This is a genomic window from Psychrobacter sp. APC 3426, from assembly GCF_030408035.1.
Classification (GTDB): Bacteria; Pseudomonadota; Gammaproteobacteria; order Pseudomonadales; family Moraxellaceae; genus Psychrobacter.
On record NZ_JASDCF010000009.1, the window covers coordinates 42865 to 66113 of the forward strand.

The 23249-nt window shown below is 37.2% G+C and carries 19 protein-coding genes and 1 other annotated feature; of the genes, 10 read left to right on the forward strand and 9 right to left on the reverse strand.

Features of this window, described 5'->3' with window-relative positions; translation table 11 throughout:
* Positions 1–110 precede the first annotated feature (110 nt).
* Together QL919_RS06700 and QL919_RS06705 are read right to left on the reverse strand one after the other, a co-directional pair.
* Complete coding sequence (locus tag QL919_RS06700) at positions 111–2966, reverse strand: DEAD/DEAH box helicase (protein WP_290188796.1); 2856 nt, start codon at positions 2964–2966, stop codon at positions 111–113.
* Between the two features lie 49 nt (positions 2967–3015).
* Positions 3016–4743: a hypothetical protein gene (locus QL919_RS06705; RefSeq protein WP_290188797.1), complete on the reverse strand. Its 1728-nt coding sequence runs from the start codon at positions 4741–4743 to the stop codon at positions 3016–3018.
* A gap of 252 nt (positions 4744–4995) precedes the next feature.
* On the opposite strand from QL919_RS06705, the gene QL919_RS06710 reads away from it, so the two are divergent.
* Positions 4996–5964, forward strand: coding sequence for an IS4 family transposase (locus QL919_RS06710; RefSeq protein WP_290188831.1), 969 nt, complete (start codon positions 4996–4998; stop codon positions 5962–5964).
* A gap of 95 nt (positions 5965–6059) precedes the next feature.
* Here QL919_RS06710 and QL919_RS06715 read toward each other — a convergent pair whose 3' ends face one another.
* The gene (locus QL919_RS06715) at positions 6060–7319 is read right to left on the reverse strand and encodes an MgtC/SapB family protein (protein WP_290188798.1); all 1260 of its coding nucleotides are present in this window, start codon (positions 7317–7319) and stop codon (positions 6060–6062) included.
* A gap of 216 nt (positions 7320–7535) precedes the next feature.
* Positions 7536–7688 (reverse strand): hypothetical protein, encoded by a 153-nt coding sequence (locus tag QL919_RS06720; RefSeq protein ID WP_290188799.1) that lies wholly within the window; start codon positions 7686–7688, stop codon positions 7536–7538.
* A 455-nt stretch (positions 7689–8143) separates the two neighbouring features.
* Here QL919_RS06720 and QL919_RS06725 point away from each other — a divergent pair, with 455 nt between their 5' ends.
* From QL919_RS06725 to QL919_RS06765, 9 genes are all read left to right on the forward strand, one after another.
* Positions 8144–9001: a hypothetical protein gene (locus tag QL919_RS06725; protein ID WP_290188800.1), complete on the forward strand. Its 858-nt coding sequence runs from the start codon at positions 8144–8146 to the stop codon at positions 8999–9001.
* 87 nt (positions 9002–9088) lie between these two features.
* Positions 9089–9211 (forward strand): hypothetical protein, encoded by a 123-nt coding sequence (locus tag QL919_RS06730; protein ID WP_290188801.1) that lies wholly within the window; start codon positions 9089–9091, stop codon positions 9209–9211.
* 87 nt (positions 9212–9298) lie between these two features.
* Positions 9299–9419: a sequence feature (AL1L pseudoknot), on the forward strand.
* A 168-nt stretch (positions 9420–9587) separates the two neighbouring features.
* Positions 9588–10790: a DUF2939 domain-containing protein gene (locus QL919_RS06735; protein WP_290188802.1), complete on the forward strand. Its 1203-nt coding sequence runs from the start codon at positions 9588–9590 to the stop codon at positions 10788–10790.
* 193 nt (positions 10791–10983) lie between these two features.
* Positions 10984–11499, forward strand: a complete 516-nt coding sequence (locus QL919_RS06740; RefSeq protein WP_193031797.1) for a hypothetical protein — start codon at positions 10984–10986, stop codon at positions 11497–11499.
* Positions 11500–11652: 153 nt separating this feature from the next.
* Entirely contained in the window at positions 11653–11793 is a 141-nt protein-coding gene (locus QL919_RS06745; protein ID WP_226928900.1) for a hypothetical protein, read from the forward strand.
* A 61-nt stretch (positions 11794–11854) separates the two neighbouring features.
* Positions 11855–12130 (forward strand): transposase, encoded by a 276-nt coding sequence (locus tag QL919_RS06750; RefSeq protein ID WP_193031798.1) that lies wholly within the window; start codon positions 11855–11857, stop codon positions 12128–12130.
* A gap of 104 nt (positions 12131–12234) precedes the next feature.
* Positions 12235–13104: an IS3 family transposase gene (locus tag QL919_RS06755; protein WP_226928903.1), complete on the forward strand. Its 870-nt coding sequence runs from the start codon at positions 12235–12237 to the stop codon at positions 13102–13104.
* A gap of 14 nt (positions 13105–13118) precedes the next feature.
* Entirely contained in the window at positions 13119–13337 is a 219-nt protein-coding gene (locus QL919_RS06760; RefSeq protein ID WP_226928901.1) for a hypothetical protein, read from the forward strand.
* Between the two features lie 156 nt (positions 13338–13493).
* Positions 13494–14213 carry a 3'-5' exonuclease gene (locus QL919_RS06765; protein WP_238049401.1) on the forward strand — a complete coding sequence of 240 codons (720 nt, stop codon included), beginning with the start codon at positions 13494–13496 and terminating at the stop codon, positions 14211–14213.
* Positions 14214–14300: 87 nt separating this feature from the next.
* Here the strand turns inward: QL919_RS06765 and QL919_RS06770 are convergent, their stop codons facing one another.
* The 5 genes from QL919_RS06770 to QL919_RS06790 form a co-directional block, all read right to left on the reverse strand.
* On the reverse strand, positions 14301–15047 hold the full coding sequence (locus QL919_RS06770; RefSeq protein WP_238049402.1) for a hypothetical protein: 747 nt from the start codon (positions 15045–15047) through the stop codon (positions 14301–14303).
* A 120-nt stretch (positions 15048–15167) separates the two neighbouring features.
* Positions 15168–16331: a 5-methylcytosine-specific restriction endonuclease system specificity protein McrC gene (gene mcrC, locus QL919_RS06775; RefSeq protein ID WP_290188803.1), complete on the reverse strand. Its 1164-nt coding sequence runs from the start codon at positions 16329–16331 to the stop codon at positions 15168–15170.
* 4 nt (positions 16332–16335) lie between these two features.
* Positions 16336–18771, reverse strand: a complete 2436-nt coding sequence (locus QL919_RS06780) for an AAA family ATPase (RefSeq protein WP_290188804.1) — start codon at positions 18769–18771, stop codon at positions 16336–16338.
* Positions 18772–19067: 296 nt separating this feature from the next.
* Positions 19068–21350 carry a leucine-rich repeat domain-containing protein gene (locus QL919_RS06785; RefSeq protein WP_290188805.1) on the reverse strand — a complete coding sequence of 761 codons (2283 nt, stop codon included), beginning with the start codon at positions 21348–21350 and terminating at the stop codon, positions 19068–19070.
* Positions 21351–21515: 165 nt separating this feature from the next.
* Positions 21516–23138 (reverse strand): leucine-rich repeat domain-containing protein, encoded by a 1623-nt coding sequence (locus tag QL919_RS06790; RefSeq protein ID WP_290188806.1) that lies wholly within the window; start codon positions 23136–23138, stop codon positions 21516–21518.
* Positions 23139–23249 lie beyond the last annotated feature (111 nt).

Here is a 23249-nt window from a genome sequence, read left to right on the forward strand (position 1 = left end):
AATCTATCTTATTTTATCCAGCTAGTACTGCTAGACTAACTTGATTATAGTTTTCAAAATATTATTAGTATATTATTTTTAACTTAGGGCGATTATAATCAAGCTTCTGTTTAGGTAACTGTTGCTATATTTACCCAGTTTATATCTGAAGGCATAAGATAACGATTTGAGTTGATAGCCATATACTCTGACAACCCTAAGTCTATCTCTGCTACCACTTGCTTGCAGTGCTCTCTATTAGGCGATGGCAAAGACGGATCTACGGCTAGCGACTTTTGTAAGAAAACATCTAAAGCGCCTTTAGGGTTAACCCTTACACCATCCTCAGAACGACAGCAAATACACAGCTGCTTTTTAATAATATTTCCTTGAAGGTCCTGCCACTTCATTATTGAGGTATTTATCTCTGTATGATCAGTGCTTTGGGCACTATTGACTACAGCAGACAACCCACCAAAATCATAGTCTGTCGCCTGACCAATAAAATATTGAGTAATAGGCGAAGATAAGTCTAGTAAATGTGTACTGCTTCTATTACTGGCAACCATTCTATCAGTGGTCGCTTCAAGAATAGAGGCTTGCCCCAAAATAGATTTGAACTTAGCCTGATAGTCATCGTTAAACTTAATTCTTATTGTTTTTTTCTCTGGATGATTGATGTATTCAATACCGTTTATTTCGAGCATACCTATCAAGAAATTATGTATATGATTTGGTGATACAGTCACTTCAAACTGCAGTTCATCAGAGCTACTGGTTGCCGCATAGTCTAATATTTCTCGCTGCTTTATCACTGAAGATTTTGCGTTATCTAGTGCTTCACTCACACGTTGCTCTGTGCGGCTGATGCCAAGTTTGTTTAGATTTGATAAGACATCCTCAACATCTATTTGATTGGCGACTTCACCCAAAATCTCATCTTTCAAACCTTCATTAAACTCACCCTTATGCAAGGTCGATAAGTCATTTACGATCTGGTCTATTCTGTCATACATCGAGACAATCAACTTTTGATCCAAGCTATCAGGTTGGAATAAGTTAAATATAGCGACTCTCTTTTTTTGCCCATAGCGATACAAACGACCAATTCTTTGCACCAGCCGCATTGGGTTCCATGGCAGGTCATAATTGACCATAATGTGGCAGGCTCGTTGAAGGTTAATACCCTCACCACCTGCCTCTGTAGAGATTAAAAAAGACCCTTCTGATTCAAAGTGTTCAATCGCCTTTCTTCTTTCATCATGCTTCATAGAGCCATTGATGAGGCTCACTGAAGAGTCTCCAAATACTCTCACAAGATTATCTTTGATATAGTCCTGCGTGTTTCGATACTCACTAAATATGAGAACCTTTTCTTTCGGGTTATTGGTTAATATCTTGTCAATCACTTCCGATTTAAAGTACTCAAACTTCTTATCATTATTTAGCAGCTCATTACTAGAGATGATCAGCTCTTGTAGTAGTGCTAACTCTCCATCAAAGAATTCTCTATCTGGGTTATGCGTGGTGATCAGCAGCTCTTCGTTTTCACCTGAGAATCGCTCATCAGCCTCTAACTCCATTAATGAGTCCACTATGGCATGTAGCTCATCCCTACGGTTTTCTATTTTTGCAATACGTCTTAGCAGCGCCGCTCGGATCGCTTTGACACTTGAAGCAGCAAGTTTTCGATAAGTCGTCATCACAAAACCAATGGCTCTTGCCTGCTGATTCTCGCCCTCTGTACTCGCTGAGTATCCTAATTTAAAATACTCTGCTAGCTGCTTTTCAAAGGTTTTAAAAGCTGGAGAGCCAGGAACACTGACTGCATTAACTGTTTTACCTTGGAATATAAAATTGCCTTCAAGGTCTGTCACATCAGCCTTGTGGTTTCTAAAGACCATATCTCGAATAATCTCAGGGTTAATGCTTAATGACATCAACTGAGCTCGTCTTTCAGGTCTTAACAGCTCTAATAGTGCTATAAACTTGTCTTGCTCACCTTGGTGGGGCGTCGCACTGAGCAAAATCATTGACTTAGTTTTGTGCCTAAGTTTTTTTGCTAATGTGAACCTTTCTGATGCTTTAAACTTTAGCCCATCTTGTTTGCGACTTAAGCGGTGCCCTTCATCGAATATAATTAAATCCCAAGGCTCAGCAGCCAATAGGATGTCGATATGATTTTCACTTTTAAGTCTATCTATTGAACCAATCACGCAGTCATGAAGCTTCCACTTACGTAGCTGGTCTGAGGTTACCTTAAAATCCTCACCATATATCTCGAAACCATCTAGATTAAACTTGTGATATAGCTCTTCTTGCCACTGTCTCACTAGACCTGCAGGGGTGATTAGCAATATTCTTTTTGCCACATTACGTTGTCTGAGAGCATGAATAATCATGCCAGTCTCAATTGTTTTACCCAAGCCCACATCATCAGCAATTAACCAGTTTAAGTTGCCTGAAGATAGGATGTGATGTACTAAGTTAATTTGATGTGGTAGTGGGTCTATATCCAGATGTGACAGGGATCCTGTATTTTCGTTCCATAACTCAATCGCATGCGCTAAGGTTTTTAACCTTAATTTCTCTGCGTCCGTATCAGATCGACTAATATCTCCAAATCTGTATCTTGTTTTTGCATCTTTTGCCAAGACCAAGTGTTGGTATGGCATCCATACCTTACGATTGATTGACTTAAAATCTACTAAGAGCTGTTCAAAACCAGCCAACACTCGTTGTTGGATAACGGTCCCTTGACCTAAAGGCTGGTGACCTATATCAGGCGTCCTATCTAAGACAACATGCCCCACTTTAAACCCTGAGCTTAGTTCAGGTGTTTTTGGGTCAACCGTTGTTTGTGTATTACCCTGCCAATTTACTAATACCTCATTATTTCTATTACTTCTAACCCCTCCAAATCGATAAGAGTCATTTAATTTATACTTCACCAAACAACCGGGTACTGGAATCAAATCATCTGTCATAGCTCAATCATCCATAAATCTGCTTAATTAATTGTATTTATACTTAGATTTAGTCACCGTTAAGTTCTTGAAAACGCTCCCAGGCTCGCTCCTCTGTCCAGTATTCATAGGGGCTGCCTGCTTCTGCTTCATAAAGACCATAATGCACTACATCTTGTTGCAAGCTTATATCTAAGACATCTGTAGAGTCGTGCCACTCATCAGGTGTCATTTCATTAAGTTCAAAAACATAGGTGTATTCTGAGGATAATACCCGTTTTGGCTCAAAAGCCCATGTCCAAATAAACTTTAAGAAAGTTCTGTATGAAAGTTTTAAATGAAACTTAGACATCCAGAACTCATAAAGACGTTCTAGAACTCCCTCTACCTCTTCAGCATCTGGATAACTTTTGAATGCTCTGCTTATACGAAAAGCAACGTTCCAAGACATCACATGATGACTCAATGCAAAGTCTTCACAATTTTTATTAAATGAAACCCAGAAGTAATCATTTCTTTGCCAAACTTTCTTAATCTCATAAACAACGCGTAATTCTTCTGGCTCTAAACCATAGGATATCAGCCTCTTCAGAGCTAACCGGGTTGGACCCCACCCATAGTCTATGAACACATTCGTAACCATCTCTAAATCTTGTTTAGGACACCAATCCACCTGTTGAACAAACTCAATAGCTTTTTGCCTCGCTCTTTCTTCTAAGGTAACAACATCTTTAAAGTACTCTGACTCAACACTGATGTCATAATCACTATCGTCTTCAAAGAGGTAGCCCAGCTCTTCAGCATCAACGAAGCTATCTGCTTCATCATTATCGACGCTGCCTAAAAACTCATATTCGTTTTCAATGTTGCTGTCATCCAAGTAATCTACTTCAACAAAAGCATCATCGTCGTCATCAGTGTCCTTACTAATGAAATCAAGAAGCTCACTATCGGCCTCTTCATCACTATCAAAGTCAAATATATTTGGCTTTACATCATCATTGACTTCAAGATGTAATTCATCAATCTCACACTCTGTCTCAACTGTTTCTGCCTTGGTAGGTTCAGTATCAGGGCTGTCACTTAGGCTAGCTTGATTATCGTTAGAACCGTCATCTTTTTTAACAGTACTTTGTTTATAAGCGACATTAACACCATCAATTTTTTTAGTAGTAACTGGTGTTCCCAAGTTGTCTAGTATTGCTTGAAAGTCACTATCTATCTCAGAGTTATCAAAACTCACTTCAGTATCTACATTACCATCAAGCTCATCCTCTACAGGACAAAGCTCTATTCTTAAGACACTTTCATCGGTATCATCGATCTGATTATTAGGATATTGATTAGCAGCTTCAGTATCAGCAAATAAATCAAGCTGATTTTCAAGCTTTACAGGACGGCTGGCTCGGTTTGAAATCCTAGACTCCACTAGAGGTTCACTAGAATCTATGCCATGTAAACCTGATTTACCTATGACAGTCTCATTTAAAAACTCATCGCTAATTAGATCATCCAATGAGTCATTGATAGGATGGTTAAAGTAGATATCTAAAAAGCTTAAACTAAAGCTTTCTTTTAAAGCATTATAAATATCGTCAGCTAAGTCTAAGTCATTCCAAGTTTGTACGGAGTCATTTAGACAATCAAAAAAGGAGATGGGATTTCTACTGTGCTTAAGGGAGTTAATAAAATATCGGTGCATCTCATCATTAAAGCCGATTAAACGATCAATTTTCCCTATTAACTCATTCTTTTTCTCAGGATTATCGAAAAAATCTTTTGGAGCGCCTTGAAGCATTCTATTATCCTTATAAAAACTTAGAGCACTCTTAAACTTATATAATATGTCTCTGCACACGACAAAAAAACAAAAAAGTCTGTTAAAGCAAAGGCATAATAGTAATTTTTAAGACGAATCAGACCATGCCAAACTTTAACAGACTTAGTGAAACTTTAACCCAAAACCTGAGCATGAACAAGGCAAGAATCAATTGTTTGAGCCTAATGATAATAGCCCTGATTACTGCTCAAAGCAGTAATCTTAAAAAAAATAGCAAGACACCTTCCTAAGGGTGGCAAGACCGACAGTCACTATCGCAGACTACAGCGATTTTTTGCCGAAGCGAGGATAGACTACGATCAACTGGCTTTAATGATATATCGACTATTTGGGCTAGGCAAAGTCACCTTAACCATTGACCGCACCAACTGGAAATGGGGTAAAAGTAACCTCAACATCTTTATGCTAGGGGTGGTATATAAAGGGATAGCCATCCCCTTATACTGGCACATGCTAGATAAGCGAGGTAATACAAACCATCTTGAACGCTGTGAACTTATTGAGCGGTTTATCAAACAATTTGGCAAAGATAACCTTGAGATGATAGTAGCAGACAGAGAGTTTGTTGGCGAAAAATGGTTTAACTGGCTCACCAATAATCACATACCCTTTGCCATACGGATTAAGAAGAACAGTAAAGTTAAGAATCATCATGGCAAGTTGGTACAGATTAAAGAGTTATTACGCCATGTTAGCCATCAAGAAACATATCGACATGGACGAATACTGACTGTCGATGGTTGTTTGGTTCGAGTATTTGCCAAGCATGATAAAGACTATGGTTTAGTGATTGTGGCCACCAATCAACTAGAAACAGTGGATGCGATGACAAGCTATGCTAAGCGTTGGGAGATTGAGACTTTATTTGCTTGTCTAAAGGGCCGTGGCTTTAATCTTGAAGATACCCACTTAACCCATCTTGATCGGGTCAGTAAATTAGTCGCAGTGAACGCCTTAGCATTTTGTTGGGCTTATCATGTCGGTATTTATAAAGACAAAGATAAGCCGTTAAAGCGCAAGTTAAAGTCAAACGCTCGACCTCAAGCCAGTTTGTTTGCGCTTGGCCTGGATGTGTTGATTGAGGGCCTTCACTTGGTGTTCTTTAACAATGATAAGACTGTATTTCGACAGTTAGTTAGCTTTTTAACCCCTAAACCTATGAAAATCGGGTGGGGATGATTTTTTTGTCGTGTGCAGAGAATTCTTTTATACCATCAACAAGACCGAAAATCGGTTTCTAAAGCGGGTGAATGAGCCTTACTCATTGAGTTTTTTTAATTATTTGTCATAGTATATATCAAGATAATTAAAACAATCATATGAATAATTTGGATTGGAACAAAAGCAAGTGCGTATTGAAAACCACCCGTAATTGCCGCATTAATTGATTTAGAAATTGCATGTGTCGCTAAACCTAATAATAAGGCGAGCAATAAAATAGGGTTAGTTGGGTTCCCTTGCATGACTACAGCAGCCATTGCTGCATGCACCTCAAACATAGAACTCAGTACGGTTCCTGCAATAAGACCGGCGTCACCCAGCCATAAACTTAAACCATAAACAAGTACTTGAATGATAGTAAGTGTCACTACAATGATACCTGCCTCTTTTAAACTAAACATCGGTGTATCCGTTAACTTAGCTTTCTCTTCGGATCGAGCTTTTCTCATCAACCATATTCCAGGAATAATTAACATTATAATGGCAATAATAGAGGGGAATAATAAGATTTTAAGCCAACTAAAACTTACACCTGCAACAATAATAAGAAGTTGTACCACTGTTGCGACACAGGATATAAGGGCAGCTCCAGCATTTTCTTTTGCATCTGCACGACCCTGACGAACTTCTATTCCAAGGCTTGCAATCGTGGCTGTACTGGATATAAATCCTGATGCTAAAGCAGATAAAAACATGGCGTGGCGTGATGGTAAAAGCCTCTTTGCCATATGTGCTAGTGCTTGAATGGTTAAAATCAATATCAATAATTTTAAAATAATATAAGGATTTAGTACTGAACCCCAAAGATCCCTATTGGGGGTTAAAGGAAGTGCAATTAAAAGCAAGGCCAGTAAAAAGATACCATCTTTAAATTCACGCTCAGTAATCCATCTAACCGCTACTCCATGCATTGAATGCTTTGTCACTAGAAGGAAAGTAAGGACGACTGTAAGTGCCGCTGCATAAGGAATATGCCATAAACATAGTCCGCCTATAAAATAGGTGAGTATAAAAGCAAGTTCAGTGGTTACACCTGGATCTTCAATTTGTTTATTAGTAGAGATGATACTTATACCACCTACTATCAATGCTCCTATGAGCCCCATAAATAAACCGAAAGCAAAGCAAATTGCCCCTAATAAAGAGCAAATTGCAAAAGATCTAATACCTGCAAAGCTGTGTTGATTTTCACGTTGTTTGCTACGCTCTCTTTCTAGACCAATGAGTAGTCCACAACCTAATGCTGCAGTAGATGCAGTAATTAAGTTTTGGATAGGTTCAATCGTAAATGTATTTTCTATTATGAAATTCATCCCACTCTCTATGACCCCTGCTGTCAATCCCGTAGACATTAACTTGGGAGATTTTGATTACGCAGCATGACGATAAAAATCAAACCACACCGGTCTTAGCGATCTATATCTCAACAGAACCAGTCATTTTACTCTTTAAACCTGTTAATAGACCACTTAAAATAGACTGCTCTAATGGAAACACTTATAACAGACTGCCCCAATACTATCAAAGACTCAGTATGCTGAGACAATACAATAGCCTTCATTCGCTTTATTCTGCCAGTTAGATAAGGTTTGCATGGCTATGCCTAACTGCTTTGCAGTCGCTAAGATATTGTCATTCTTCTCTAGAATTCCTTCAGCATAGCTCAATGTCACTTTTGACAAATGCTAAACAGCTTGTTATGATAAAAAAACATCGTGGGTTTACGGCTACTTCCAGCGCGATGAAAAACAAAGACTGGTAAAACGCACACCTCCTTTTCGCTCTGTAAGGTGACTGTGTCGTTTCAATTTGACACAGACAGAGCAACAGGAGATTTCTTTATGACTACTTCTAGTCAATTACTTCCAAAATTCATACTTCTAAAATATTCTTCTCATACTCAGCGACTGAGTCTTATGAGCGCTTTCTGCTATTCCGCTTTTTTAAGCAAGCCCTCTAAACAGCTTCATAAACCTTTATCAGTCTCAGTCACTGAGATACCAAGCTTTGTTAAGCATATGGCTTACCTTGGTTTTATTACTGTGCCCAACTGCTCTTAAGTTTGACACATCGCAATAAAACCCACTAAAGACTTGAATGCATTCACCTCATTTAACAGGCATTAAAAGGTAACCTTATGACAGCATATAGCGATAAAACCAACCAAGATGACAACACTAATAGCAAGCAAGATACGCACGTTGAAGACTGGATGATAGAGATATGGGACTGGATTGACAACCATAATATAGCAGGCAGCTCTGACAGCACCGTCCCTCGTGAACCTGAAGCGTTGCGCCAGTTAGAGCGACTGGATTTGGGATATGGAAAATCAACGAGTTATAGTTATATTGATAATAAGTCAGTATTACAAAGCGAAAGTGAGTCTACTGAGCCATTACCTAGCGCTATCGGCCATTTAAAAAATCTAAAGTACCTTAGGCTAAGAGGTTTTAATGAACTACCAGAAGAGATTGCTCAACTAGATAACTTAGAGACACTGGTTTATATGGACTGCGCTTTCACTGAGTTTCCAAAGGTGCTGTGTAAACTAAAGAATCTTAAAGCGCTTAACATCTTTTCAAAAAGCTTAGAGAGACTTCCTAATGAGCTTGGCAATCTATCTTCACTTACCCATTTTGATATGAGAGGAACTCAGGTTCAGGAGTTACCAGACTCTATTGGCAATCTAAGCAAGCTTACTAGTATTGAGCTGTATGCCAATGAATCGTTGAAAGCTTTGCCTGATAGTATTGGAAATTTAACAAACCTTGAAAAACTAGAGATACGTGCTTCTGATCTCAAAACCCTACCAAGCTCGATAGGCAATCTGAATAAACTAAAAAGCCTCGGACTCTATCATAATGGCCTACAAAGTCTGCCTGATAGTATTATCAATCTCAAAGTATTGGAACAAGTAGATGTTAGTGAGAATCTTCTTGCGGGTGTATCAGAAGATGTCAGTCAATTTTTGGATAGTGTTGGTGGTAACTAGCTTGAACTGAGAGAATACGATAATGAAAACATGAAACTACATTCCCGAAATTAAAGAACACGCCGTTCGCATGTTGATTGAAGCGGCATGCGACTATCCATCCAACTGGTCAGCTATTCAAGCCATCGTCCTAAGATTGGCTGCACACCTGAAACCCTACGATCGTGGCATAAAAAGCACATCGATCAAATCATTCCTGGATCGGTATAAGCGCAAAGTAACAAAGAGCACATCAAAGATGCTTGAACGTGAGAAAAAACAGCTCAAGCAAACCAAAGAGATTATACGTAAGGCTACCGCTTTTTTCGCCCAGACGGAGCTCGACCACTGACTAGACCATGATTCAATTCATCGAAGATAACAATCATATTTATGGAGTCGAGCCGATCTGCAAATAAAAGTTTATCAAATTGTTTTACATATTTAGTAATGTTAATATTCATTACTGATTATTACTGCTATGTAAGTATTAATCAGTACAAAATTTGACGTAAGTAATACCGGCAATTATAAGAATCTAAGCCAATTAATAATCCAATGCTGCTTTATCAAGCCCTAATATTACTAGGGATTCAGGAGAGATATTTTGAAAAAGTTTTTACCTTGGTTAGTTGGGTTATTGGTTATATTTGCAATCTACCTTTATGCATCCCCCTATCTTGTTCTAAATAATATTAAAAATGCTGCTCAACAAGGAGATGCCGATAAACTTTCAGGCTATATTGATTTCCCTAGCGTTAAGCAAAGTATGAAGGATCAAGTTAAAGCGGCTATGGTTGAGGAGCTTGCTGCAAGTGATGAACAAGATGGGTTTGAGGCATTAGGCACCATGTTAGCCGCAGCTATGATAGATCCACTTATTGATGGTTTAGTAACGCCAGATGGTGTTGCATTAATGCTCCAAGGGCAAAAACTAGATTTCGATTTAAATAATGACACGCCTGAAGATAAGCCTAAAGCAAAAAACGAGGATATTGATTATAAAGCTGGATACCTGTCCTTTAATCGATTCAAAGTTCAGATTATTGATGCTGATGATCCGAATGAATCATTAGATGTGATCATGCATAGAGATTGGCTAAGCTGGAAAGTCACAAGAATTAATTTTTCTTTAGACTCAAAGGATAAAAAATCTAACAACAAAGTCGCAGAATCATCTGTCGCTGATTTAGATTGGGCTGAAGAAGAGGATACAAGTGAAACCTACGATGATGTATTCCAAAATCTAGGTGAACAGCAGGATACTGATACTACATCAGATGTAAGTGATGTTACTTCTGATACTGTGAATGACGAGGACTACAATAATGGAACAGGTGCTAACGCTGTAGAGATCACTGGACAAATACTTAGTGATGAGACTGATTGGACACCTTATTTAAAACCGATGATGACAGGTTGTAACTATCCTAACCCCACTGAAAATTTGCCAAAACTCTACAAAGACTCTATAGCAAATAAAAAGGTAAAGGTCGATCAAGCTAATGCAATTGATGGCTATGGTGAAACAATCACGACTTACACTTTAAAAAATGCCACAGCGTTTGGACAACCTCTACTGAAAATTGAGTACTTGCAAGGTTACGAATGGGGCAGCTTAGAGCTCTATTTTAAAGATACAAAATTCACAGCTTTACGTCCAAAATTCAAACTACCAAAAATTAATGAAGCTGATAGTGAAGGTTATCAAGTTATCGAAAATAATAGTGAAGGTTATACAGTAGACGATGGTATGTGGGAAACTATTCTAAAGTTTGATAAAAAACGTAAGAGTATCATCTGCGCTTAATTAAGAAATATTTCTATGTGAGCGAGCTTGGAAATTCCATAACTTTTATTTAGATTAGATTCTAGCTTACAAGTTTGTCAATAAAAAAATATAAGTGATCAAAGAAAGCAATCCATCTACTGATAAGCGTATGATGATTTTAATTTTATCAGTCTGAAAACATTTTTAATCATATCATTTTGGAAATATTTATATGAATTATTTAATTAAGATTACAGCTGCATGCCTACTTACTATTTTATCTGTAACATCCTATGCTGAATCTCTCAACACAGCCATAAAAAAAGAAGTTGCGAGCGGCGTCAACCTTCTCAACTTAGAAAGTAAGAAATATTTTGTTAGAGATCCTTACTATCCAGAAGACGAAGCTATGACATATGCTTTTAATACTCAAAAAATTGTTATGAAAGATGTTAATTCTGATGGTATCCAAGATGCTGTAGCACTTCTTTACTACTGCGAAGATACCAACTGTCATACAACAACCAAAAGTGCGGAATTAGTTGTATTCAAGGGTCTTGGAAAAAATCAATTTACTAAAATAGGATCAGCTTTTCTCGGAATATCTGCTGAGATAAAAAATATAAAAAATGGAGTTATTAGCGTTACTTCGTATGGTTATGGAGATAATGATCCATCTTGTTGCCCTACAGATAAAATTACACTGTCTTACAAAATAAAAAATGGGAAACTTGTAAAGGCTAGCTAACTTAGTTTATGGACACATTGATTTTTAATTAGTATCTGTTGTGGGGTTAAAGAACATAGCTTAAGTCGCTGATATTAAATGAATTAGCTATAAAAAGGAGCCTTTCCTAAAAACTGTGTAACTGCTTATAATCCAATAACCGGAGAATAAGCAATGACTACTCAATCTGACCTTAAAAAACTGGCCGAGCAAATGGCTGGTAGCATGAAAAGCTTCGATGACATCAAAGACTTTCAAAAGCAGCTCATGCAATCCTTTATCGACACTGCCCTTGAAGCTGAGATGGAAGTGTAGTGGCATAATAAATTAGGACAGCACGTAAGAGGTTTATACTAACCCAAAAAAGGAAAATAGTATGACCAATAAACGCAATCAATATACCCGAGAATTTAAATTAGAAGCGATTAGCTTAGTTGTTGATCACAACCGCACCATACCTGACGTGGCCAATTCCTTAGGGATAGGTAAATCCACCTTGCAGAAATGGCTGAGTCAATACCGTCAAGAAATGAGTGGCGAAGCACCTAAAGCCGGCAACGCTTTAACGGATGAACAGCGCGAGCTCCAAGATCTGCGTAAACAGGTTAAGCGGCTGACTATGGAGCGCGACATCTTAAATGAGGAGGGATAAAACGAAGCACTGCTTCGTCCCGACGCAAGACGAGAGCTATGCTCGAGTGAGGCTTCTGCTCTGCTGGCCTTGGACAGCCTGAACGGCTATCGCTAATCAGTCAGCTGGCAGAGCAAGACAAACGGGTCAGTAAAAGCCTTCTGTGTAAGCTATTTAGCGTGATGAAAAGCAGTTACTACTATGGCATGCAGCCCAAGCCCATCAGCCTTGAAACCGTCAAAACCAAAGCCTTAATACGCCAAATATTTAACGACTCAAAGCGCTCAGCAGGCGCTCGCAGCATTGCCGCTATACTAATGAATGAACACGGCATCAAGCTGACCCGCTATATAGCAGGTAAACTCATGGCGCAGATGGGGCTTAAAAGCTGTCAATTGAAGACGCATAAATATAAGCATGCTGATGAAGAACACAAAGCTCATGACAACATACTGAACCGTAATTTTAGCCCATCAGCGCCCAATCAAGTCTGGACGGGTGATGTCACCTATATTCGTATCAAAGGCGGCTGGTGCTACCTAGCTGTTGTTTTAGATTTATATGCCCGTCGTATTGTTGGCTTTGCTGTATCAGACTCCCCTGACAGCGTGCTGACCGCTAAAGCGTTGCAGATGGCGTATCACACTAGGCTCAAACCTAGTAGTGTGTTGTTTCATTCTGACCAAGGAACCCATTACACTAGCAAGAAGTTTGCTGAATCCGTGGCAAGTTGTGAGGGCAGGACGCAAAGTATGAGCCGAAAAGGTAACTGTTGGGACAACGCGCCAACTGAGCGCTTCTTCAGGAGCTTTAAAACAGAATGGATGCCAAAGGGCGGTTATGAGAATATTGCTGAAGCTCGGACTGCCATTATTGATTATATTTGGGGCTATTATCAGTCCGTGAGACCGCATAGTTTTAATGATTATTTGCCGCCAGCAGAAAAAGAGAGACGTTACTTTAATAAAAATCTCTTATCAGCTGTCCTAAATTAGTTGACCACTACACCTTGAACCAGCGTGCTGTTCGTATTCAAGAAGGCGGGGAAATTTTAGAAGTCGTTGATACCGCACCTGATGGTATTTTTGCAGTGGCACTTGGCGGACAAGATGGCAAAACCTTGTTCATGTGTGCAGCACCTGATTGGGATGAAGCATCACGTACCGCTGAGACCAGAGGTCGTATGCTATCTACTCAGGTTAAAGTTGGTCATGCTGGTACGCCATAGCTAACTTTTTAGCAGGCAAATAAAGTTAATACGTAAAAGGATTAACCATAGAAAAGTCAGGCATTTAAAATAGCCTGACTTTTCATTAATAGATCATTAGAGTTTGACTGATATAATGTCGCCATTTATAACGAATTCAAAAAAGTAAGGCTAGTTATGACCACATACATACTTGACACTGAAACAACCGGACTTGTTGATCCGCACATGACCGAGGCCGCCTACTCTATTGTTGATATCATTAATGGCAAGGTGACTGTATTACAGGCACCAAGAGCGAAGCGTTTTAACCCACTTAAAGAAATCAGCTTGGGCTCTATGGCGATATCACATATCTGTGATGAGGATGTTGCAGATGAACCACCTCATACAGACTTCAAATTACCTAGCAGTGTTGAGTATTTGATTGGTCACAATATTGATTTTGATATGGCCGTTCTTAAAAATGCGGGCGTAACTCATACGCCTAAATTAATATGTACCAATGCGATGGCTAACTTCCTGCTTCCTACGCTTGAAAGCCATAAGCTAGTATCCCTCCTCTACCACTTTCACCGTGATATAGCCCGTGCTCAAGCAAGAGATGCTCATGCTGCCATTGCTGATATTTACTTCACTGAGCTGGTGCTTGGTAGTCTGATTGACTTGGCGAATAGCCAAGGCCATGAGATAAGTGATGTGGAGAGCTTATATGAATTTAGCGAAATAGCGCGTGTACCCACGCACTTAAGTTTTGGTAAGCACAAGGGTGAGGCTATTGCAGATTTAGCGACTCACTCGGATGGTGCTGGATATTTGAAGTGGCTATTGAAACAAGATACCGTTGATCCTTATTTGGCCGAGGCTTGTAAGAATGCATTAGAGCAGTCTGCTTAAATACGTGTAGCTTTAAACTAGCGCTTTTATTATTCGCCCATTTCACCAGCTTATAACGTCAGTATAATAAAAGCGCAAACCATAGTATTATTTTACCTGTTTTATCCCTTCGTGCAATTGACGCCGACGCTCTTGTGATGCGTTATAGCGATGAGCTTTCGCCCGCTCAATCTCTTCATGAGTTTGGATTAGTTCAGACGGCATAATAAGTACTTCATCCATATCTATTTTATCGACATGCATAGCATTACCTGTGAGAATTGAACGTAATACTTTATCAGCATCACTCTCCTGAAGACTGTCAATCACAGCAGCGCATCTATCAACGTCTGCTAACTGTAGCTTGATGAACATCTGAGCGTCGTAATAAGACTTAGAATATCCCTTACTGACAGCCAGGCACCATAACGCCACTAATACCTCAGGGCTAGCAACAGGTACATCAACCATACCAAATATCTCTTTAGATATAGGCTGATTCAAGGCGAAACCTTTAGGGGTGCTTTGGAATGAAAGTTCGAGAGGATATTTTTTAGTCTCACCACTATCATCTTTGATAGCAATGATAAATTGTTGGTAGGCATTCCATATAAAATCAATGTTATTTTCTTTTAGAACGCTTTCAAGTTTACCGCAGTCACTTTCAGAGATTATGAAATTAATATTAGTAGTCGCACGAGGCGGTGCGTACTCTGAATATGCCACTGTACCAATAATCACATACTCAATTTTTTCTTCTGACAAAAAACAGATGATCTGTTTAAATAAATTTTGGAATTTATTCATTCGGCCGTCTGATTCAAACAACCTTAAAATCTCCATTGACTCACTCATATCTACCTGCCAAGTTTTATATCAGTTATTGTCAATTTATACTCACCTTCAATCAACCTAGCCTCAAATTTACTTGATCCAAAAGGCAACAGCTCAAAATACTGTAAATTTTTAAGATTATTAAAATTTTTCAGCTATGGCGAGATCAAAATTTAATTTTTTCTCAACACCGATAACTTGCAAAAGCTGCTCTCGAATCTCGATCGCAGTCGCTGCTAGATCAATAGTAGCAAATTGAATTTTATGATTTTGCATGACGATGTACTCATTAACGTTTTTACCTACGGAAGGATGAAGTAGTAGGCCTGAAGCATTTTCATTGAGTGGGTCCCCACTACCCTCTTGCGATCTTAAGTAGGCGTACATCTGATATAGATAACCACTGCGTAAGGTTTCATCTCTAAACCAACCGTTGATTACGACAGCATTGAACTTAGTATCAATGACTAAGCGATGTCCTAATTCCATATCATCTATTAAGATATCCGTTCTCATGTTAGGAAGTATCTTATCAATGCCTAAGCTCTTATCCTCTATCTGCCATTTCAGGGTCTTGCCAGCGCTTATTCGATAATTTTGCTTTGGCAACACCGTGTCATAAAATCCAGCAACTCCTTTTTCAAAAAGCTTACGAAGCCAGGGTAAGTTATTTCTCTCTGGCGAGTGTAATTGCTTCATACCTTCAAACTCAGTCGGTAGCGCAAGATTAAAGGCTAAATGAGCGGCGGTAATCATAGGTTGATCTTCAGCATCATGCCTTCCAAAGCGATCTACTGAAACTTCACTACGACTTGGACGTCTTTGACTGACTCCCATGCGCCTTAAACGCACATCTAGTGATCGACACCTATGAGCTAAATCCTTATTTTTTACAATCTTAGAGATACTCTCTAAGGCAGCACGGACATATCTATTACGCGCGGTATCAAGGGTTAACTCATCAAAATGACAAGCTACTTTACCACGATCAAGCAATCTATTTCTCTCAGTGCTAAGCAGGTCTATTCTACCCCGGACACGATTGAGCACAGCATCACGAGATTGATAACTGTAACTTAAGTTTCGCTGAATACGATGCTCAACTCGTCGACAGAGCATTTCTGCAATTAGGTCTGGAATATCATCAGGATTATTCTCAACTGAGATCTTAGCCGCTTTAAACTCTCTATACATATCCGAGGCGTAGAGCATAAGCAGCCAAAGATTGCGTACGGGTATTTCACCTATAGACTTGATCTCATCATAATCATAAGGTTCAGACAAATGATCGACTTCAGTAGACATAGACTTACAGACCTTCAATCAGGCGTTTCTGTGCTTTTTGAGATTTCTCAAGATCATCGAACCAGTACTCATCAAGTAAAGGACCGATCTCCGTCTGTACCACCTCACTAAACCATTCTTTAGCATTCGTTATAGTCATCCCAACGGCTGGCGTGACATAGCTATGGCCTATTTGAAACTGAGCACCAAGACTAGTATCTGTAGAAATTTCCTCATTTAGAGCTCTAATGCGACTGTCAATTCCATTTAGAATATTTGAATCAATGCCATTTTTGGATTGGACCCAATCATGCCATGGCTTACCTAATGTTGGCTCAAGATCAATAAAAGCAAAACGACGACGTAGTGCAAGATCAACCAAAGCCAGCGAGCGGTCAGCTATATTCATTGTGCCTATGACATATAAATTACTGGGAATATAAACACGTTCACCATCGAACTTTCTATAAGACAGCTCTAACGCTTCATCTGGGGTTCTTTTATCGGTTTCAAGTAGTGTGAGCATCTCACCGAACACTTGAGCAGGATTACCTCGGTTAATCTCTTCGATGACAATAACGTACTTTGATTCAGGGTCATCAATAGCGGCTTTGATCATTTCCATAAAAGGACCGTCTACCAATGTCAGCTTGCCCTCACCTGATGGACGCCAACCTCTAATAAAATCTTCATAAGACAAATTAGGATGAAACTGCACGGCTCGTATTTTACTATCGTCACGCTGACCCATTAAAGCAAAGGCTAATCTTTTAGCCAACCAAGTTTTACCAGTACCGGGAGGCCCTTGTAGTATTAGATTTTTCTTAGCTCGAAAACGTTTGAGTATCATCTCAATCTTAGCTTTAGGCAAAAAACACCCATCAGATGTAATATCATCAATAGAATAAGTTTCTAACATCGCTTGAGCATCCGTCTTAAAAGGTAATTGTGTATCAAAACTACTAACCATATCTTCGTTAAGCCAGCGATACCTACCTTTACTAATCAGCTCTAACTTTCCATCACTCGCTAGCTCTCTTAGTAAGAATTTAACCGTTCCTTTAACATCGCTTCTCTTTGGGAATCTTTCTGCAAGAGCGCTAGTAAATCTTTCCAAAAACTCATTATCTGTAAATTCAAAAGAATCCTTATCATGGCAAAGCTGTTGCAGTTGTGAAAAAACAATCTCTTTCCAAGTTCTATTAGATAAATCTTTCAAGTCACTTGGTTTATATTGGTATGCTGCGAGCGAGAGTTCAGGAAAGGAGTGCACTGGATAAGTTTCTTCTAAAAATCTGGTTTCAAGACTCTCTAACAACTCTAAATAATCATTAGCATCACAACGTGCTTTTGGACCGTTTTTATTAATTTCTATATTGAGCTTTTTATTGATGTATTCTTGAGACTGTCCATCAAGGGTTAAGAAGCTCCACGGTCTAATCCAATATAGACCCATAGTCAAATTCCAGCCTATGCCGTAACAGTTAGTAGCGCTGTCATATGCGGCAACGAATCGAGATTTAGCTTCTTCACTCTCACCTTCGTCTTCTAAATCGGCAAATGCGATAGCGCGTTCAAAGACTTCCCATATAATATCTATATCATCAGCTTGTCGCTTGTGGTGATAACCAAAAAACCAAGTTCTTTGATTGTTAACTATAGGAATGCCATCAAAAGATTCAGGGACAGGCTCTGTTATATCAAGTAGTTCGGCCAATGCTTTAGCGATAATTTTACGATTATCGTCAGTAATTCCACGATTGAAAATAGCCATGACTGTAAATGGACATATATCTTTTAATAATCCTCCTTCGACCCCCTCTTCGTATTGGTCGTTAAGAATAGACATGACATCACTTGTTTCAGATATTTTATGAATACCAGTAACAAGCTCATCTCGACGATATCGAAAAGCAAGAAGCTTAGAGGCCATTTCTTCATAGAAAGTTGTCCACTCAAAAGCGGAATGCTCTGAAGGTGAATCGCCAAATCTTTCAAGCCAATAAGGATTGTTACGGAACATATCTATGTCTTGAGCTTTACCGTCAAATGCAAAATCAATCAAATTAACTCTTAACTCAGTCTCAGGAATGACTCTCCAAACTGTATTTCGACTAGTGAAAAAATACCATTCCTTAGGAGTAAAGCTGTTGTCCCAATCTACTTTTAAAGAGTTACCACCACCTACATTCTCTATAACGGTGCCAATAGCCTTAATTAACATCACAGAAACCGTGTGGCCTCGATTATCAAAGGGTAGTTCGTTTTTTCTAGTGTACGTTGATTTGATAGCAATTCTATCGCCAGCCTCAATAAACTTTACTGAATCAATCTGATTGGCTTCAGGATTAATCTCCCAGATACCTGTTTCAACAAATCGAGAGGTTTGGTCTACTCCATCATAGGCAGCACCAACAAACCAATAAGAATTTACATCTATTGCTTCAAAATTTTCAGTCATTGTGAAACCCTGTTAATGTTGTATTTTCTGATTATAGTATTCGATAACTACTTAGGCTATAGAGCGTAAAACCTGAATTAATGAGTAATAATTTTTGGCTAATACTTAAAAATAATACTCATCGTTGCTTGATATTTTGAGAACTTAATACGTTAAAAAAACACTTTATTGGTGATAAATACTATTTTTAAAAAATTAATGCTATTTGAAAGTGCGCTTAGCAAAATTGTGTTTTTCACTAAGCGCACTATAAATATTTTGATATGACTTTAAATTAAAAAATATTACAAAGCCTACTATCCAATGACTTCCCAAGAATATTCAGATCCTGAGCCAGAAGTACTACTATTGCCGTTTTCAAGCTCAGTATCATTGTATTCAATTTTCTTGATAATACTTCCGCTTTCATCTTCATGATAATAAATAGTCAGGTTATTTGGATCAAAATTCTCAATATCCTTAAGTTGATTCTCAAAAGTACAACCTTGTTGGAAAATCCTACCAATCATGACAACTGTTTTTAGATCTAAACTATCAAAAATATCTTCCTGACTAGAAACGCAAATCAACTTAATACCCTGCGATTCAAGCGATTCAGTATCACAGTTCGAACTCCAAAGTGTATCTTCAGAACTGTTCACTAACTCAATTTGAGTATCTTCTGTTAAGTAAGCACCATTAACATGCCATAGGTTATCGACTTCATATAATCCATACCCGCCAAAGTTATGCTCCTCTGGAACTTGGCAGTCATCATCACCCCACTGAACATCATTGCTATAGTCTTCAAGATCGATATCATTATCTTCGAAGTATTGATAAGTTGCAGCCTCTACAGTACCAGCAAAGGTCTCTACCCCATAACCATTTACCTGAAGAAATCTTGAAGTATCATTTTCATTAGAGATGTTTGAAGTTGAATAATCTGATTCATCAACCTCATCAACTCCATCAACTCCATCAACTCCATCAACGTAAACGTCTAAATTTTTTAGAAAACTTAATACAGGTTTCGAAATAGCTTTAAGAGGGTTACCATAGACACTCATTGATTCTAAATTCTCCATACCTATAATACTTTCAGGAAGAGAATTCAACTTGTTGTTATCTAATTCCAAATATTCTAATTTAATTAAATTGGATAAATCAGGTAAAGACTTTAAAGAGTTAGAAGTTAAATACAAATACTTTAAATTTTCTAAATTATTTATGCCTTCAGGTATTATTTTTAAATTATTATCGCTTAGATTTAAAACCTCTAGATTTTTAACACCAAAAATACTCTCAGGTATTTCTGTTAGTTTTTTATTACTTGCAACTGTTAGACTTGTTAAAGATATCATTTGACTCATGTTTTCAGGTAATTTTTTTATTTCCATACCGTTTAAGGTGAGGCTCTGTAAATTTTCAAGTTCAATTAAGCTATCAGGAATTTCTGTAATTTTTCCAGTATATTCTATACTTAAATCTATCAATTTTGATAAACGACCAATACTGCTAGGTAATTTTTTAAAGTTATTACCTTTTAAATAGAGTGTCTCTAAATTTTTAAGTTTATTAATATTTTCAGAAATTTCTGTGAGTTTCATATTATCTACTATAGTCAAATTTAATAAACTTGATAATTGAAAAATATTTTCAGGTAATTTCTTAATATTTATGTATCCCAAACTAAGGCTTTCTAAATTCTTAAGATTGCCAACACTTTCAGGAATTTCAAGCGGTTTTTCAATGTTACTAATGTTTAGCTCTTTTAAACTAGACAGTTGCCCAATACTAGCTGGTAATTTTTTAACACTATTACCTCCTAAACTAAAATATTCTAAACTGTCTAGATTTCCAATACTTTCAGGAAATTCAGTGAGATTATTATTATAGTTAATAGTTAAATTTGTTAAATTTAACAACTGACCAATACTTTCTGGTAGTTTTTTAAAACCACTATTCTCTAAAGTAAGGCTTTCTAAGTTTTTAAGGTCTTTAATACTTTCAGGAAGATCAATTATATTTTCAAGATCTTCAATAGTTAGATATTTTAATTTTGATAGCTGACCAATACTATCTGGTAATTTTGTTAGCCCCATATATCCTAAAGTAAGGCTTTCTAGGTTTTTAAGGCCTCCAAGACTTTCAGGAAGTTCAGTTAAGTTATAGTTACCGTTAATGGTTAGATAAATTAAGTTTGATAGCTGCCCGATATTATCTGGTAATTTTTTAAGTCCATTTCCTCCCAACTGAAGTTCTTCCAAATTTTTAAGATTACCAATGCTTTTAGGAAGTTCAGTTAGTTTATTATTACTGCTAATTACTAATTGCTTCAGGTTAGATAATTCACCGATACTGTTTGGTAATTTTTTTAATTTACTTCCTTCTAGTGCGAAAGTTACTAAACTCTTAAGATTTCCAATACTTTCAGGTATTGTACTTATTTCATCATTGTAACTAATTTCCAGTACTTCTAACTTAATTAATTTTTTTGGCTTTCTAGGAATAACATCTTTTTCAATATTAAATTTATCTGCCCAATCCCAAATCTCTTGCATCCATTCTTCATTATTTGAGTCAGCTACGTTTTTCATTATAAATTCCTTTATTAAATAATATTAATTACCATCGATCCGATAAAATTTGCTTCAAAATAATGACAGTATAAACTGTACAAAATATGAATAGCTTTTGAATTGAAGAGTTCTCTCGATTAGCGCTTCGATAAAACTCTATATTGAAAAGCATTTCATAATCTGCTATCCAATAACTTCCCAAGAATATTCAGATCCTGAACCAGAAGTACTACTATTGCCGTTTTCAAGCTCAGTATCCTTGTATTCTATTTTCTTGATAATACGTCCGCTTTCATCTTCATGGTAATAAATAGTCAGGTTATTTGGCTCAAAATTCTCAACGTCCTGAAGTTGATTCTCAAAAGTACAACCTTGTTGGAAGATTCTACCAACCATAACAACTGTCTTTAAATCTAAACTATCAAAAATATCTTCTTGACTTGAAACGCAAATCAACTTAATACCTTGCGATTCAAGCGATTCAGTATCACAGTTCGAACTCCAGATTGTATCTTCAGAACCGTTCACCAACTCAATTTGAGTATCTTCTGTTAAATAAGCGCCGTTGACATGCCATAGATTATCGACTTCATATAATCCACCCCCACCAAAGTTATGCTCCTCTGGAACTTGGCAGTTATCATCACCCCACTCAGCATCATTGCTATAGTCTTCAAGATCGATATCATTATCTTCGAAGTATTGATATGTTGCAGCCTCTACAGTACCGGCAAAGGTCTCTACCCCATAGCCATTGACCTGAAGAAATGTTGAAGTATCATTTTCATTAGAGACACTTGAAGTTGAAGAATCTGATTCGTCAACTTCATCAGAGTAAACACCTAGATTTTGCAGAAAATCTAATATAGGCTTAGACATATTTTTAAGAGGGTTATCAGATATCTCTATTGATTCTAAATTCTCCATACCTATAATACTTTCAGGAAAAGACTTCAACTTATTACTATATAATTCTAAGATCTTTAAATTCTTAAGATCTCCAATACTTTCAGGAAGACTAGTAAGTTTATTACCACTAATATATAATTCTATTAATTTTGATAGTTGACCAATACTATCAGGTAATTGCTTTATTTTATTTCCTAATAATACAAGCCTCTCTAAATTTTTAATACTTCCAATACTTTCAGGAATTTCCGTTAGTTTACTGTTATCACAAATATCCAATTTTTTTAATTTTAACAGTTGGCCAATACTATCGGGTAATTTTTTAATGCTAGTATTTTCAATTTTTAAAGTTTCTAAATTTTCAAGATAACCAATGCCATCTGGTAATTCTTTTACTTTATTACCTTCTAAAACAAATTCCTCTAAATTCTTAAGGTTTCCGATACTTTCAGTAATTTCAGTAAGCTTGACGTTATCATCAAGGATTAGTTTTTTTAAGTTAGATAGCTGACCAATGCAATCTGGTAATTTTTTAAAATTACTTCCATCTAAACTTAAATGTTCTAAATTCTTAAGATTTCCAATACTTTCAGGAAAATCAGTTAATTTTTCAACATAACTAATATATAAAAATTTCAAGTTCAATAAATGACCGATACTATTTGGTAATTTTTTTACATTAGTTCCTACTAAGATAAACCTCTCTAAACTTTTAAGGTTTCCAATACTTTCAGGTATATTTTTTACATCATCATTGTGGCTAATATTTATCTCTTTTAATTCTAATAATTTTTTTGGCTCTCTAGGTATGATACTTTCATCAATATAGGCCTTATCTGCCCAATTCCAGATTTGTTTCATCCATTTTTCATTATCTGAGTTAGTTACGTTTTCCATTATAAATCCCTTTATTAAATAAAATTAGTTTTTGTTTATCAGCTATGATCGGCTCATAGAAATTTAAGTAGTCATTATCCAAAAATTCAACAACTTTGAATTGACAGATTC

Coding starts and splice junctions, on each gene's coding strand:
- QL919_RS06700 (WP_290188796.1), bottom strand. CDS start 2,966: ATGACAGATGATTTGATTCCAGTACCCGGTTGTTTGGTGAAGTATAAA.
- QL919_RS06705 (WP_290188797.1), bottom strand. CDS start 4,743: ATGCTTCAAGGCGCTCCAAAAGATTTTTTCGATAATCCTGAGAAAAAG.
- QL919_RS06715 (WP_290188798.1), bottom strand. CDS start 7,319: ATGAATTTCATAATAGAAAATACATTTACGATTGAACCTATCCAAAAC.
- QL919_RS06725 (WP_290188800.1), top strand. CDS start 8,144: ATGACAGCATATAGCGATAAAACCAACCAAGATGACAACACTAATAGC.
- QL919_RS06730 (WP_290188801.1), top strand. CDS start 9,089: ATGCGACTATCCATCCAACTGGTCAGCTATTCAAGCCATCGTCCTAAG.
- QL919_RS06740 (WP_193031797.1), top strand. CDS start 10,984: ATGAATTATTTAATTAAGATTACAGCTGCATGCCTACTTACTATTTTA.
- QL919_RS06745 (WP_226928900.1), top strand. CDS start 11,653: ATGACTACTCAATCTGACCTTAAAAAACTGGCCGAGCAAATGGCTGGT.
- QL919_RS06750 (WP_193031798.1), top strand. CDS start 11,855: ATGACCAATAAACGCAATCAATATACCCGAGAATTTAAATTAGAAGCG.
- QL919_RS06765 (WP_238049401.1), top strand. CDS start 13,494: ATGACCACATACATACTTGACACTGAAACAACCGGACTTGTTGATCCG.
- QL919_RS06770 (WP_238049402.1), bottom strand. CDS start 15,047: ATGAGTGAGTCAATGGAGATTTTAAGGTTGTTTGAATCAGACGGCCGA.
- mcrC (WP_290188803.1), bottom strand. CDS start 16,331: ATGTCTACTGAAGTCGATCATTTGTCTGAACCTTATGATTATGATGAG.
- QL919_RS06780 (WP_290188804.1), bottom strand. CDS start 18,771: ATGACTGAAAATTTTGAAGCAATAGATGTAAATTCTTATTGGTTTGTT.
- QL919_RS06785 (WP_290188805.1), bottom strand. CDS start 21,350: ATGAAAAACGTAGCTGACTCAAATAATGAAGAATGGATGCAAGAGATT.
- QL919_RS06790 (WP_290188806.1), bottom strand. CDS start 23,138: ATGGAAAACGTAACTAACTCAGATAATGAAAAATGGATGAAACAAATC.